This window comes from Lactococcus termiticola (assembly GCF_003116835.1).
Lineage (GTDB): Bacteria > Bacillota > Bacilli > Lactobacillales > Streptococcaceae > Lactococcus > Lactococcus termiticola.
The window spans coordinates 168,332-181,959 of sequence record NZ_BFFO01000004.1 but is presented as its reverse complement, the minus strand read 5'-3'; the positions used below and the strand labels follow the sequence as shown (position 1 = coordinate 181,959).

Sequence of the window (13,628 nt, the reverse complement as noted above, 5' to 3'; positions counted from 1 at the left end):
GAGAGGCTCTGTGATTCTGCTAGAGATTTTGAGGTTACTTCGCTTTGGGAAAGGCTGCTGCTCAGACTTTGACTGTGAGCCTCACTCAAACTTTGACTCATTGACTGACTTCCACTAAGTGAAATCGAGAGGGAGCTAGACAGAGAGCCTGCACTACTCTGGCTTAATGAAGTGCTCAGAGAACCGGAGAGGCTCTGTGATTCTGCTAGAGATTTTGAGGTTACTTCGCTTTGGGAAAGGCTGCTGCTCAGACTTTGACTGTGAGCCTCACTCAAACTTTGACTCATTGACTGACTTCCACTAAGTGAAATCGAGAGGGAGCTAGACAGAGAGCCTGCGCTACTCTGGCTTGATGAAGTACTCAGAGAACCCGAGAGGGATGCAGAGGCTGAGGACGATCCACTCTGCGACATGCTACTGCTCAGGCTCTGACTCATGCTTTCACTTGAAGACAAGCTTCCGCTCAGTGAAAGTGAGGCTGAGCTGGATCCAGAAACTGAACTGCTCAATGAAGTAGAGGCTGAAATCGAAGCTGATAGTGAAACACTAGCTGAGCTAGAAGCACTCCTACTTTCACTTTGACTTTCACTCGTTGACAAGCTCGTACTCATCGAAAGAGAAGACCTGATAGACTCTGAAATCGCTGTACTCGCTGAGCTTGACTCACTCTCTGATAGGCTCGTACTTGTAAGCTCACTCTCGCTCAAACTTTCACTCAAGGATAAGCTTGCACTCGTTGATTCAGATGCCGATAGACTTTCAGAATGCGACAGACTGCCAGAGAGGCTCTGACTATCGCTGAGACTCCTACTACTTGATCCAGAAGCTGATACAGAGATACTCTCCGAGACGGACTCACTGTCTGAAAGACTGCTACTACTGCTCTGACTCAAGCTCGCACTCTGACTTTCACTCTGACTTTCACTGCCGGAAAGGCTTATGCTACTTGACAAAGAAGACGAAACCGAGCTACTCTCCGAGCTAGCTTCACTCTCAGAACTACTAACGCTCAGACTTTCGCTCAAACTTTCACTCGAAGACAAGCTCATACTCATTGACAGAGAAGCCGAATTAGAAGCTGATTCTGAGCTACTCAGTGAGGCTGAAATGCTCAGTGAAGCACTCCTCGAGAGCGAGCTAGAGGTCGACAGACTCGCTGACTTGCTCTCAGAATCCCGTGTTGATGCAGATTCGCTACTGGACAGCGAAGCCGATATACTCGCACTCGTATGCTCAGAGACTGAGTGAGAGTCCGAAATCGAGGCACTCACTGACATCGAACTACTCGAGCTCCTAGACAGGCTGCTACTCTCCGAAATCGAGTCATTGATGGACTCAGAGAGGCTGAGATACTCGCTGACACTGTTGCTCTTGCTGACCTCGGTCGACTGGCTCTCGCTGGCCGACAGACTAGCTGAGAGGCTGGCACTACTTGAGTTGGACTGGCTGTTACTTGTAGAAATGCTGGCTGAAATCGAGCTAGAGGTCGACAATCGCATAGAATCACTGGCCGACAGGGAGGCTGACTCTGACAGGCTCTCATGCTGGCTCATCGACTCTGAGATCGACAGCGAGCTACTCAGTGAGATGCTGGTAGAGTTGGCCAATGAATCAGATATTGAAAGTGACTGTGAGCCACTTTGTGAAATACTCGTCGACAAACTCGTCGAGATAGAAAGCGAAGAAGACTCAGAACTCGATGCTGAAACTACAATCGAGAGGCTCGTTGAGCTTTCCAGTGATTCAGACATGGAAATCGAGCTGGAAATACTGTTGGATTGGCTGGTCAACTCAGACTGGGAGAGCGAGCTGGACAGGGAGCTTGACCCTGAGATGCTCGCTGAAATACTGCTTGAGACAGAGAGGGATTCCTGTGTCGACAATGAGCTCGACGCTGACTCTGACAGGGAGACTGAAAGCGAAGCCGAGCCTGAGATAGATCTGGACTGGTTCAATGAGGCTGAGCTGGATTCTGACTCAGAGACACTGGCCGAGCTGACTTCAGAGAGGGACTCACTCATGGACTCGGAGAGGGAGCTTGAGGTCGATAGCGATGACGTGTCGCTCAAGACATAGTGGGCCGACCAGCTATTGCCTGTCGTCGCATCATAAGTGCTTTCTGGAGTCACAGTAGACGGACTGGCCGATGAGCCGGTCACATTACCGCTCGGGTCGGTCAAGACCAGATTCCAGACCTGGCCACTACTGTCGGTAATCGTAGCCGGGGCCTGGGCTGAGAAGGAATAATCTGAGCCGGTCAGGCCACTGCTATTGGTCGTCCCATTGGCCACGCCCGCCGTGGTTACATTGTCCGGTACACCTGTGACGACAAGGCTGGCAGACTGGCTGGTTGCCGTCAGGACGACTTCAAAGTCATTGGTGTCGGCCTCGTAGACGTCAGGGTCGGCTGTGTTTGAATGAGCTCCAAAGGTCCCTGAGACATTGCCTCCAACGACGGTCCCGCTGTCACTCGCAATCGCATCGGCCAGGCTATCATAGAGCTGGCCGTTCGGGGCCTTGTATTGGGCAGTATAGCCGGCTGGGATATTGGCGGTCAAGCCGTCAATTTTTCCGTCGGTCGCTCCATTAAGGCTGGTCATCGCAATGGCTGGGCCTGTCGAGCCCTCGGCATAGCTATAGGTCAGATTGGCCTGCTGGGCATCTGGCGAATACTGGATGTTCAGGACATTGCTCGAAGCATCTTGAGCCACGACCAGTGAGGCGGGCGAAGATGAGGCAAAGCTGTAGCCTGTTGGAGCATCTGGGGCGACGTAGGTATATGACCCGGAGGCTGAGCCTGGACTACTGCCTGGGGCTCCGATGTTTAATGTATCGCCGACGTTGGCTACGATGCTGGAGCTAGTCCAGGCCGGGAGGGTTTGGCCAGTGGCGGAGTTGGTGTAGGTCACGCTGGTCGTCTGGCTAGGCTGAGCTGCAGAGAAATTGCTCACTGAGACTGACATTTCAGAATAATAGGTCGCATTCCCAGCATCAAAAGCGAGCTTCATCTGATTGGGAATCGTTACAGTCTTTGTGACGGTCTGGCCGTAAGAGGTAAAGCTCAGCGTCCCGGTCGTGGTCGTATCGCCGACAGAGGTCGGTGTCCAGCTGAAGCTAAAGCTGGTTGCAGCATCGGTTGCATTGGTTGCTCCTGAGGTAACGACTGATGTTGGAGCAGTATCATTACTACTACTACCCTGGGCAATAACATTTCCTGAATCATAACCTGATCCAAGGCCTAGAAAGCCATTGTCCACGGTCATGCTGTACCAGTTACCAACGAAGTAGCTGTCTGTCCCGAGGCCATCAACACCGATGTAGTCATGATTGGGAGTGGCATTGGCGAGCTGAGTATCCGTGGTCGAGGTTGGGGTCAGCAAAACACCGAGAATATCTCCCAGGCGATTGTTTGCAGCACTGGCATTATTGGCCTGCATAGTCCCCGAGATACTCACGGCCTGAGTCATATCAAGCGGTGTATTGAGTTTGGTGTAGTTTTGCGTACTACCGCCGTTAACCCCGAAGGTATAGGTGCTCCCAGACCAAGAATAAGTTGACCCACCCTGCGATGTCCACTGACTGCTATTCCAGGAAGTCGCATCAAGCGTATGGTTCCCGGTGTCCCACTGACTCCCCGCCGAGATGACTCCGACCCCGGCTGTATCAGCAAAGGCTGGGATTGTCGTCGATTGGGCGAGCTCAAAAGCCACTTCGGTCGCAGCGACGCCTAGTGCAGATGTCCCACCGCCAAGCAGGGCGTACATCCAGCGCTTCTTGCTCTTGTAGGTCCGATAGTGGATTTTGTGTTCTGGTGTGAGTTGGAGCTTTTTCCTTTTTGTATGAGGCATAGAATAAATTCCTTTCTATGTAACATCAATTTTTCTGATTTTATTAAATCATCCCTTATATCGTCTTTTCTCTTAGTTCTATTTTATCTTTTATTGGCTCATTTCAGAAACAATATACGAGAAAAAACCAGATAGCACAAGGCTTTCCGGCTTTTCATTAGAAAATTATGTAAATTAATTTTTTAGCTGAAGAGTCGTTTCATTCCAGAAATCCCGGCCTCCTGCTGTGAGGCCCGCAAGCGAACGGCAAAGCCCTTCCATTGCTAACCTTGGAGCCCTACGGTCTCCAAGCTTGCCTTTTCACAGCAGGAGGCCGGGATTTCTTCCATTCCACTTATAAAATAGATAAGCTAAAGCTTCATCTTAAAATCAACCGCAGAGCCCAAAGGCATGACCTTTTCATCCAATGCCTCTGCTAGCTTCTTAGCGAAGCTTAAATTCTGCAAACAGTTAATATCCTCGGTATAGAGGGTCACATCCCTGTCTGTCGGGTTCAGAATTGTCGCAAAGACCGTCTCTTCATCAAATCGCAGAATCCCTAGGACATCCCCTGTATAGAAGACGGAGAAGTCGCCCTTAGTCAATACTGCTTCTGCTTTCCGCTTGGCAATCCAGCCCTTGTAAGCCTGATAGGGCTCCTCCTTGATATTATCCCAAGGGAAATACTTCCGGTTCGATGGGTCTTTCAGGCCAGTCAGACCAGCCTCATCGCCATAGTAGAGGCAGGGCACGCCGGGGAGGCTATAGAGCATGGCGACGGCCATGGCATGGCGGTCTTCACCGACCATGCTGATAATCCGCTCTGTGTCATGACTACCCAGGTTGTTGAGATTATTATACAGCACATCTTCAGGGTAATTTTCCTTGAGCATCATCATCTGATGGGCAATGTCATGGGCCGAGAGCTCCTGCCTCAAAAAGGCCAGAATCATGTCTCTGAAAGGATAATTCATGACCCCATGGAGGCTATCGCCCAAGATATAATCTCGCCGCTGGCCATAGGAAATCTTGTTCGATGCGTCCTCCCAAACCTCACCAATCAGGACCTTGTCAGGATAGGTCTTGAGCTTCTCCCGGATTCCCCGGATAAAGCTGTCAGGGAGCTCATCGGCGACGTCCAAGCGCCAGCCGTCAATGCCGGAGGCCGTCCATTTATCAAGGACAGAGTCGGGATTGCCATAGATAAAGGCCTGGAAGTCCTCATTGTCCTTATCGACCTCAGGCAAATCAACAATCCCCCACCAGGACTTGTAGTCATTGGGATAGTCGTTAAACTTAAACCAGCTAAAATAGGGACTGTTCGGGTTCTTTGCGGCACCCTCGTCATCGCCGTAGTCGCCTGAAAGGTTGAAATAGCGGGAGTTCTTGCCGACGTGGGAGAAAACACCATCGAGGACCAGTCGCATGCCCTCGTCGTGAAGGGCCTTGACCAGTGCCTTAAAGTCCTCCTCCGTCCCCAGCATGCTGTCGATTTCCAGGTAGTCATTGGTGTCGTAGCGGTGGTTGCTGGTGCCAGAAAAGATGGGGTTCAGGTAGATTGCCGTCACGCCCAGTTCTTTCAGATAAGGAATCTTTTGGATAATCCCTTGGAGATTGCCACCAAAGAAGTCCCAGCGGACGATATGGCCCTGCTCGTCCTTGACATAGAAGGGCTCATCGGCCTGGGTCCCATAAATAAACGAATTCTTCTTGGGATGGTTAATCTTGCCGTCCGGATTGCCATTGTGAAAGCGGTCGGGGAAAATCTGATAAAAGACCGACTCCCGGTACCAGTCAGGAGCCGGATCAGGCACAGAGATACAGGTAATCTGATAGGGGCGAATCTCGTGCTCAGCCATATAGAGCACGCCCTCGCCACCCAAATCACCTGAGCCATAGTAGTGCTTGACCACGCCCCAGTCAGAGGGCTCAGAAATCTCAAAGTAATAGAAATAGAGGCCGGCCCCGACATCAAATTTAACAGAGACAGAATAGAGCTCGTCGTCCATCTTCTGCATGTCAAATTCATGACGTTGGCCAAAGTCCCGCCGGATAATCAGCTTGACCTTGGCTGGTCCGCCTGTGACCTTGAAATTCATATTCATGACAGAGCCGACCTGGATGGCCCCAAAAGGCTGTTTGTATTCAGAATGCCAGGCATTGAAATAGTACATAGGGTCTCTTTTCTAGTCTGATTCGTTTGGTTTACATAATATTTTACGCATATTCGACATAGGCTAATAAAATAAGAAAGGCAAGACCGGAGTCCTGTCTTACTTATGGCTAGCCACTAAGCCTTATTGGCCTTGATATACCAGATGTCGTCAGCGTACTCTTGGACGGTCCGGTCAGATGAGAACCTACCGGCATTGGCAATGTTGGCCAGACTGGCCTTGGTCCAGGCGGTCTGGTCTCTGTAAAGAGCCTCGACTTCAGCTTGGGCACGGACATAGTCATCAAAGTCACGGAGCACAAAGTATTCGTCATTGTAGGTCGTCAGTGAAGCAAAGATTTCAGGGCCTTCATTGGCGATATTTGGGATCGTACCGTCTCTGAAGGCGTTGAGAATCCTATTAAGCACTGGATTGGACTTGTAGATGTCATGGGCGTTGTAGTCGCCACGAGCATAGTAGTCATAGACTTCATCCTTAGTCAGGCCAAAGATAAAGATATTTTCATCGCCGACAGCGTCCTTGATTTCGATGTTGGCTCCATCAAGGGTCGCCATGGTCAGGGCACCGTTCAGCATGAGCTTCATGTTCGAGGTCCCTGAAGCCTCTTTTGAGGCCAGACTAATCTGCTCTGAGACGTCTGCTGCTGGGATGATGTATTCAGCTAGGCTGACGTTGTAGTTTTCCATGAAGACAATCTTGAGGCGACCAGCGACATCAGTGTCGTTGTTTATTAAGTTGGCAATCTCATTGATGGCCTTGATGATGGATTTGGCGTAGTGGTAGCCAGGAGCTGCCTTTGAGCCAAAGATGAAGACCCGGGGATAGATGTCGATGCTTGGGTCATCCTTGATGTCAAAGTAGAGCTTCATAATGTGCAGGACATTGAGGAGCTGACGCTTATAGGCGTGCAGGCGTTTGACTTGGACATCAAAGATGGCTTCTGTATTGACCTCAATGTCATTGCGTTCTTTGATGACCTCAGCAAGGCGGACTTTATCTGCCTTTTTGACCGCCTGGAGTTGGCTCAAGAAGTCTGGATTGTCCTTGTAATTTTTCAGAAGGACCAGCTCGTTGAGGTCATGTCGCCAGGCCCGGCCGATGGTTTCGTCAATCAGGCTGGAGAGCTTTTCATTTGAAATCTGCAACCAGCGACGTTCAGCAATCCCGTTGGTCTTGTTGTTAAAGCGTTCAGGATAGATAGTGTAGAAATCGTGCAGGACCACGTCTTTAATCAGGTCTGAGTGGAGCTTGGCCACGCCATTAGTCGAATGTGAGCCAATGATCGACAGGTGGGCCATGTGAATCTGACCATCCTTGACAATCCGGGTGCTATGGACCAGGGTCGGGCCGACCTTAGGCAGGAGGTCCTTGGTCCGCCGGCGGTCGATTTCTAAGATAATCTGATAGACACGAGGAAGCAGATTTTGGACCATGTCTTCCGGCCACTTTTCCATGGCCTCAGGCAGAATCGTATGATTCGTATAAGACATGACCTTAACCGTAATCTCCCAGGCCTGCTCCCAGGCCAGTCCCCAGTCGTCAATCAAGAGCCTCATGAACTCCGGCACACAGAGGGCCGGATGGGTATCATTGATGTGGACAGCTACATATTCATGGATTTGACTGATAGGAGCCTTGATGTGCTTCTTGTAGTGCTTGAGAATCCGCTGGAGGCCTGCTGAGACAAAGAAGTATTCCTGCTTGAGGCGGAGCAGACGGCCGTCGTAGTTGGAGTCGTCCGGATAGAGCTCAGCTGAGAGCTGGGCGGTCTGGTTCATGTAGTCCAGATTTTGGAAGCGGACGTCCAAGTCTTCTGGGATTTCAGACCGCCAGAGGCACATGTTGTTGACGGTCGAATTTTCGTAGCCGACCATGGGATTATCGTAAGGGACGGCTAGAACCCGCTCCTGGTCCCTATAATGAGGCTTGAGCGAGCCCTTTCCGTCGTCTTCTAGCCAGACCTCACCACCAAAGGTCACTTCGACCGCCTGCTCGGGACGCCTGACCTCCCAGGGATTGCCGTTGTCCAGCCAGGAATCCGGTAGTTCACACTGGTAGCCGTCGATGATTTTCTGCTTGAAGAGGCCGTAGCGATAACGGATGCCATTCCCGTTGCCAGGCAGGCCCTTTGAGGCCAGCGAGTCCATAAAGCAGCTGGCAAGGCGGCCGAGGCCTCCGTTACCAATGGCCATGTCTGGTTCTACTTCTGCCAGCTCGTCCAGGCTGACATTGAGGTCGCTCAAGGCCTCTCTGACCGTGTCCATGATGCCCAGGTTCAAGAGATTGCTCTTGAGCATCTGGCCGGGCAGAAATTCGATAGAAAAGTAGTAGGCCTGCTTCTTCTGACTCTCATCCTTATAAGCCAAGTCCTCCTGCCAGATCGGAGCATAATAGCTCTTGACGACATCGGCCAGGCTCTGGAAGATTTCCTGTTGACCGGCCTGTATCAATGGCTTTGCGTACTTATCTGTCAGCGTTTTTTCAAAATCTTGTATGAATTGTTCTTTTGTAAGTTCCAAATGTCACCTCACTTTATTAAAGAATGGCCTTATAGAGCTCCAAGTAGGCCTGGGACTTGCTGGTCCATGAGAAGTCCTCACTCATCGCCGAAGCCTGCATTTTTTTGATGGTCTCAGCTTCTTTTTCAAAGAGCTGGAGGGCCCGCATGACCGTATCTCTCAGGACACTGGCGTCAAATCTGACAAAACCAAAACCTGTCCCTTCCTTGTAAATCGGATTATAAGGCTTGACCGTATCTTTCAGGCCACCAATTTCATGGACAATCGGCAGGCTACCGTAGCGCATGGCAATCATCTGCGAGAGGCCACAAGGCTCAAAAGCAGACGGCATGAGGAAGAAATCAGATGCTGCATAGATTTCCTGAGCCAGCTGGAGGTCAAAGTCAATCACGGCCTTAAAACTGGCTTCATATTTGCCAGCATAGTAGCGGAAGCCTTCTTCCAGGTCTTTATAGCCCGTGCCAAGTAAGACAATCTGGACATTACCGGCAGAGAGGAAATGGTCCATCTCAGCCAGCACCAAGTCAAAGCCCTTCTGGGTCGTCAGCCGGCTAACCATGCCAATCAAAGGCACGTCAGGGTCAATTGGTAGGCCGAGTCGTTTTTGCAGGCCCTGCTTGATTTTCACCTTGCCGGACAGGTCCTGTCTAGAGAAATGCTCTGTGAGCAGGGGGTCTGTCTCAGGATTGAAGACCTCATAGTCGATGCCGTTGACAATGCCGGTCAGCTTGCCCTTGACATAGCCGAGAACGCCGTCCAGACCACAGCCAAATTCTGGCGTCTGAATTTCCTGGGCATAGGTCTCAGAGACCGTGGTCACCCGGTCAGAATAGAGGATGCCAGCCTTGAGGAAGTTGATGGCATTGTTGTGTCTGACCACCCCTTCAAAATAACGTTCCATCCCCATGCCAAAGAGGTCGGTCAGGACCGTCGGGTCCATAGAGCCTTGAAACTCGATATTGTGGATGGTCAGGACGGTTTTGATATTATCATAGGCCTGAATCCAGTTGAATTTTTCCTTAAGAAGAAAGGGAATCATGGCCGTGTGAAAGTCATTGACATGGAGGACGTCGGGGATAAAGTCCAGCTTTTCCATGAGCCGGCAGATAGCCAAATCAAAGAAGGCCCAGCGTTCACCGTCGTCATAGTAGCCATAGAGCGTATCCCGGTTAAAGTAATACTCATTGTCTAAAAAGTAATACTTGACCCCGTCGAGCTCGAGGCTCTTCACGCCGACATATTGCCGTCGCCAACCAACCTCGACGTAGTCATAGCAGACATCCTCAAGCTGGGCCTTGAAGCTATCTTTCATCTGTTGAAAATAGGGCAAAAAGACCGCGACTTCATCAATCTCGGCTTTTTTAGCAAGCGCTTTAGGCAGGGCACCGGTCACGTCGCCCAGGCCACCCGTCTTGAAAAACGGGGCAGATTCGCTTGATGCAAATAGTACTTTCATTGCTCTCCTTTTGCTTTTTTACATAATTTGATATATTTATCCCGCGATAATGTCTTCTGTAATCCGGCTCCCTTTAGCAATGACAAGTGGCTCGCTGTCGGGCTTGCCGATGATTTTCACGCCCGGCTCAATCACGACGTTCTTGTCGAGAATGGCGTTTTTAATCTGGGCTCCGGCCTTAACCGTACTGCCCGCAAAAATTAGGCTCCGCTCGATGTCGGTATTTTCTTCGAGATTGACTCCCCGAGAAATCAACGAGCCTGTGACCTTGCCCTTGACGACACAGCCAGACCCAAACTGGGAGCCATTGACGTCGCTCGTTTCAGCAAAGAAGGTTGGGACTTCGTTCTTGATTTTCGTATAAATCGGCTTGGCCCCATAAAGAAGCGAAGTAAAATTCTTTGGCTCCAGCATCTCCAGATTGGCCTCAAAATAAGTCTTGATATCAATGATATTGCTGGCGTAGCCGGTGTACTCATAGACGCCGACCCCGTCGAGCTTTGAGAGGTGGTTACGGATATGGCGGTTGACAGAGGCAAATTCCTCGTCGCCATTGGCATGCCGCTCCCGAATGAAATCTGAGAGGAAGTCGGTGTCACAGATAAAGGTATTCAGAAGGAGATTTCCGGTCGGCTGTGGGTCTTCCAGGTCCTTGTGGAGGATGGCCAGTGGCTTTCCGGTCTCTTCATCGAAGCGGAGGACGCTGTCATAGGGATTGAGCGAGTCTGAGGATGCCTTCTTGTAGACGGCTGTGACCTTGTTGCCTGAGGCCTGGTGGACCTTGAGGACAGCCTGGAGGTCGACATTGGCCAGGATTTTTGAGCCAATCAAGACAGTGTATGGAGCCCTTGACTTCTTCAAGAATTCCAGCTGGGTCTCATAAAATGGGAGGCCCTGCTCCTTCTTGCGTAGAAAGTCCTGCATGATATAGACAAAGAAATGACTGCCAAGGCTAGAGAGGCCCCATTCCTTGCCTGAGCCAATGTGGTCGTAGACCGACTGGGTCTCACCTTCATTGAAGGTCAAAAGAATGTCTTTGACATTGGCGTTGGCCAAGGATGATAAGGGAAAGTCAATCATCCGGTACTTGCAGTCAAAGGGCAGGGTAGAAATCGGCCGATTGTCTGTCAGTGGCTTGAGATTGTCATAAGTCGTGACATTTGACAAGAGTGCACACATTTTGTTGCTATTGTTCATTGTTGTTTTCCCCCACGATTTCCTTATGGCCGACCACCTTGATGTCGTCTGGCGTTCCGATGATTTCTACATTGTTGCCAATCCTGGCATTTTCGCCGACAATGGCGTATTTGATGGTCACATTGTCACCAATAGAACAGCCCGACATGATGAAACTGTCCTCAATAAGCGACTGCTCGCCGACATGGACATTTTGTGACAGGATAGAATGCTGGATTTTCCCTGCAATATAACATCCGTCGCCAATCATGGCATCATTGACATGGGCCTCGGCTGTGATAAAGTGCGGGGTCGAGATGTCATTTCGGCTGTAAATCTTCCAGTATCTGTCTTTGATATTGAGCGGCATGTCCAGGTCGAGAAACTCCATATTGGACTCATGGAGGCTCTTGATGGTGCCGACATCCTTCCAGTAGCCGTCAAAGCGGTAGGTAAAGACATTGTCGCCGGCTTCAAGGTAGTGGGGAATGACGTCTCCGCCAAAGTCCTCCATCGGATTGCCTTTTTCGTAGCCATTGACCAGGACCTCTCTCAGGCGTTTCCAGTTGAAGATGTAAATACCCATTGAGGCCAGGTTGCTCTTTGGCTCTTCAGGCTTTTCTTGAAACTCGATGATTCGGCCATTTTCGTCAGTCGCCATGATGCCAAAACGGGAAGCATCCTCCATGGGTACCTCCATGACAGAGACCGTCAGGTCAGCGTTATGGGCCTTGTGGGTCTCCAGCATTTCTTCGTAGTCCATCTTGTAGATGTGGTCACCCGAAAGAATCAGGACATAATCAGGGTCCTGGCTGTCGATATAGTCGATGTTTTGGTAAACAGCGTGACTCGTTCCTTCAAAGAACTTGGAGCCGTCCTGGGCTGAGTAAGGTTGCAGGATGGTCACGCCGGTATTGATGCCGTCTAGACCCCAAGAAGCCCCGTTCCCGATATGTTCATTGAGGGCCAGAGGCTGGTACTGGGTGATGACACCTACATTTTTAACATTAGAGTTGGTACAATTTGACAGGGCAAAATCGATGATCCGATAACGGCCACCAAATGGAACAGCAGGTTTTGCAATGTCTTTGGTCAGTTGCTTGAGTCGGCTCCCCTGGCCTCCAGCCAGAATCAAACCTAACATTTCTACACTCATAATCCTTCTCCCTTTTATTGTTTTTGTAATTATAATCTCATTTTACACCAAGTCATACCCATCCTCCAAATGATATACGGGTAAAAGCCTGATAATGAGGGGAATCATCAAAGACCGTCTATTATCAAAAACACCAACTTCACTCAAAATTTTTAGATTCTTTTCAGTTATAGAAAGCCTTTTCTTAATTTAATTATAGCTTTGTTAGAGATATTAAGCAAATATTTGTGCCTTGTTTCTGAGGTTAGATTTATGGCATGAATTTGGACATTGCGTTCCAGAAGGCAGGGCTGAATGCTGCGAGGCCGCAAGCGAACGGCAAGCCGTTCCATTGCTAACTTTCGAGCCCTATGGTCTCGAAAGTTGCCGTTTTTCACAGCATTCAGCCCTGCCTTCTTCCACTTCATTTATGCTTTTTTTGCTGTAAAATTATCAGATTTCTTTTTCCTTGCTTTGTGTTTACATAACATTTTACGTCGAGTAATACATTGGAATAGAAGAAATTTGCCAAAAATGCTTCAGAATAAGGCAAATCCAGAGACCAAAGGGCTCTGGATTTAACAATGAGACAGCGAAGCTGGCTGCTTGTGGCCCCACAGCATCTTTTGCCAAATTTCTTGAATGAAACGGCATTATTACGACACAAAAAAGAGCACGAACAGTGCCCTCTTATACTTAAGCAGAAAGCTTCACAGCCTTCTTCCAAGTTAATCCGCCATCCGACTGAACAATCTCAGCCGTCAGCTCAGAATCTTCCACCATCGCGGTCTCGACAACAAAGTCAGCCATGTCAATAACTTCCTTGGCAGACTTTTTGACGCCGCGCTGGTTGTTGATCATGACAAATTGCCCAGGCTGGATATACTTCCGCAGTGAGTTGGATTCGCAAATGATCATGCATTCATTACCCACTTCTTCAAGAAAAGCCTTGAAGCCATCGACCAGTGAATCCTCAAAGGCCTTGAGCATGAAGACCCGGTCACAGCCTGACTTGAGCATCTCCATGGTGTCTTTCTTGCCACGGGCATTCTTTTCTTCGATGAGCTCGTAGCCATCAGAGATGCTGGTGCAGATGCCACAGCCTTCTTCGCCACGCTGGCAAACACCACGCTTGCCACGGATGGTAATAATCTTGAGGGCGACAATCTTGTGCTCGTCCTTATATCTGGCAATGATGTCTTTTGCAAAGAAGGTCTTGCCAGAATTTCGCCCAGTCGCTCCGATTTCGAGGAGCTGTGGGACTGGAATCAGATTTTCCATGATATTTCCTTATCTAAATTATGTAACTGAGCTCGAAAGACCAGAAAGCTTGGAAATTAG

General features: G+C 49.8%; 7 protein-coding genes. All 7 read right to left on the bottom strand.

All coding sequences use genetic code 11. The annotated features are described in order from the left end of the window. The coding region (locus tag NtB2_RS04445) for a KxYKxGKxW signal peptide domain-containing protein (protein ID WP_165814956.1) at positions 1-3,848 on the bottom strand (3,848 nt) is incomplete at its 3' end. A gap of 350 nt (positions 3,849-4,198) precedes the next feature. Beyond that, positions 4,199-6,001 carry a glycoside hydrolase family 13 protein gene (locus tag NtB2_RS04440; RefSeq protein ID WP_109245742.1) on the bottom strand — a complete coding sequence of 601 codons (1,803 nt, stop codon included), beginning with the start codon at positions 5,999-6,001 and terminating at the stop codon, positions 4,199-4,201. Positions 6,002-6,117: 116 nt separating this feature from the next. Beyond that, positions 6,118-8,520 (bottom strand): glycogen/starch/alpha-glucan phosphorylase, encoded by a 2,403-nt coding sequence (locus NtB2_RS04435; protein ID WP_109245741.1) that lies wholly within the window; start codon positions 8,518-8,520, stop codon positions 6,118-6,120. Between the two features lie 16 nt (positions 8,521-8,536). After that, positions 8,537-9,976, bottom strand: coding sequence for a glycogen synthase GlgA (gene glgA / locus NtB2_RS04430; protein WP_109245740.1), 1,440 nt, complete (start codon positions 9,974-9,976; stop codon positions 8,537-8,539). 36 nt (positions 9,977-10,012) lie between these two features. Next, positions 10,013-11,173 carry a glucose-1-phosphate adenylyltransferase subunit GlgD gene (glgD, locus tag NtB2_RS04425; RefSeq protein ID WP_109245739.1) on the bottom strand — a complete coding sequence of 387 codons (1,161 nt, stop codon included), beginning with the start codon at positions 11,171-11,173 and terminating at the stop codon, positions 10,013-10,015. Further along, positions 11,163-12,308 (bottom strand): glucose-1-phosphate adenylyltransferase, encoded by a 1,146-nt coding sequence (locus NtB2_RS04420; protein WP_109245738.1) that lies wholly within the window; start codon positions 12,306-12,308, stop codon positions 11,163-11,165. The genes glgD and NtB2_RS04420 overlap by 11 nt, the downstream gene beginning before the upstream one ends. Before the next feature lie 675 nt (positions 12,309-12,983). Next, a complete protein-coding gene (locus NtB2_RS04410) occupies positions 12,984-13,568 on the bottom strand; it encodes a hypothetical protein (protein ID WP_109245736.1) in 585 nt (194 codons plus the stop codon). Positions 13,569-13,628: the final 60 nt, after the last annotated feature.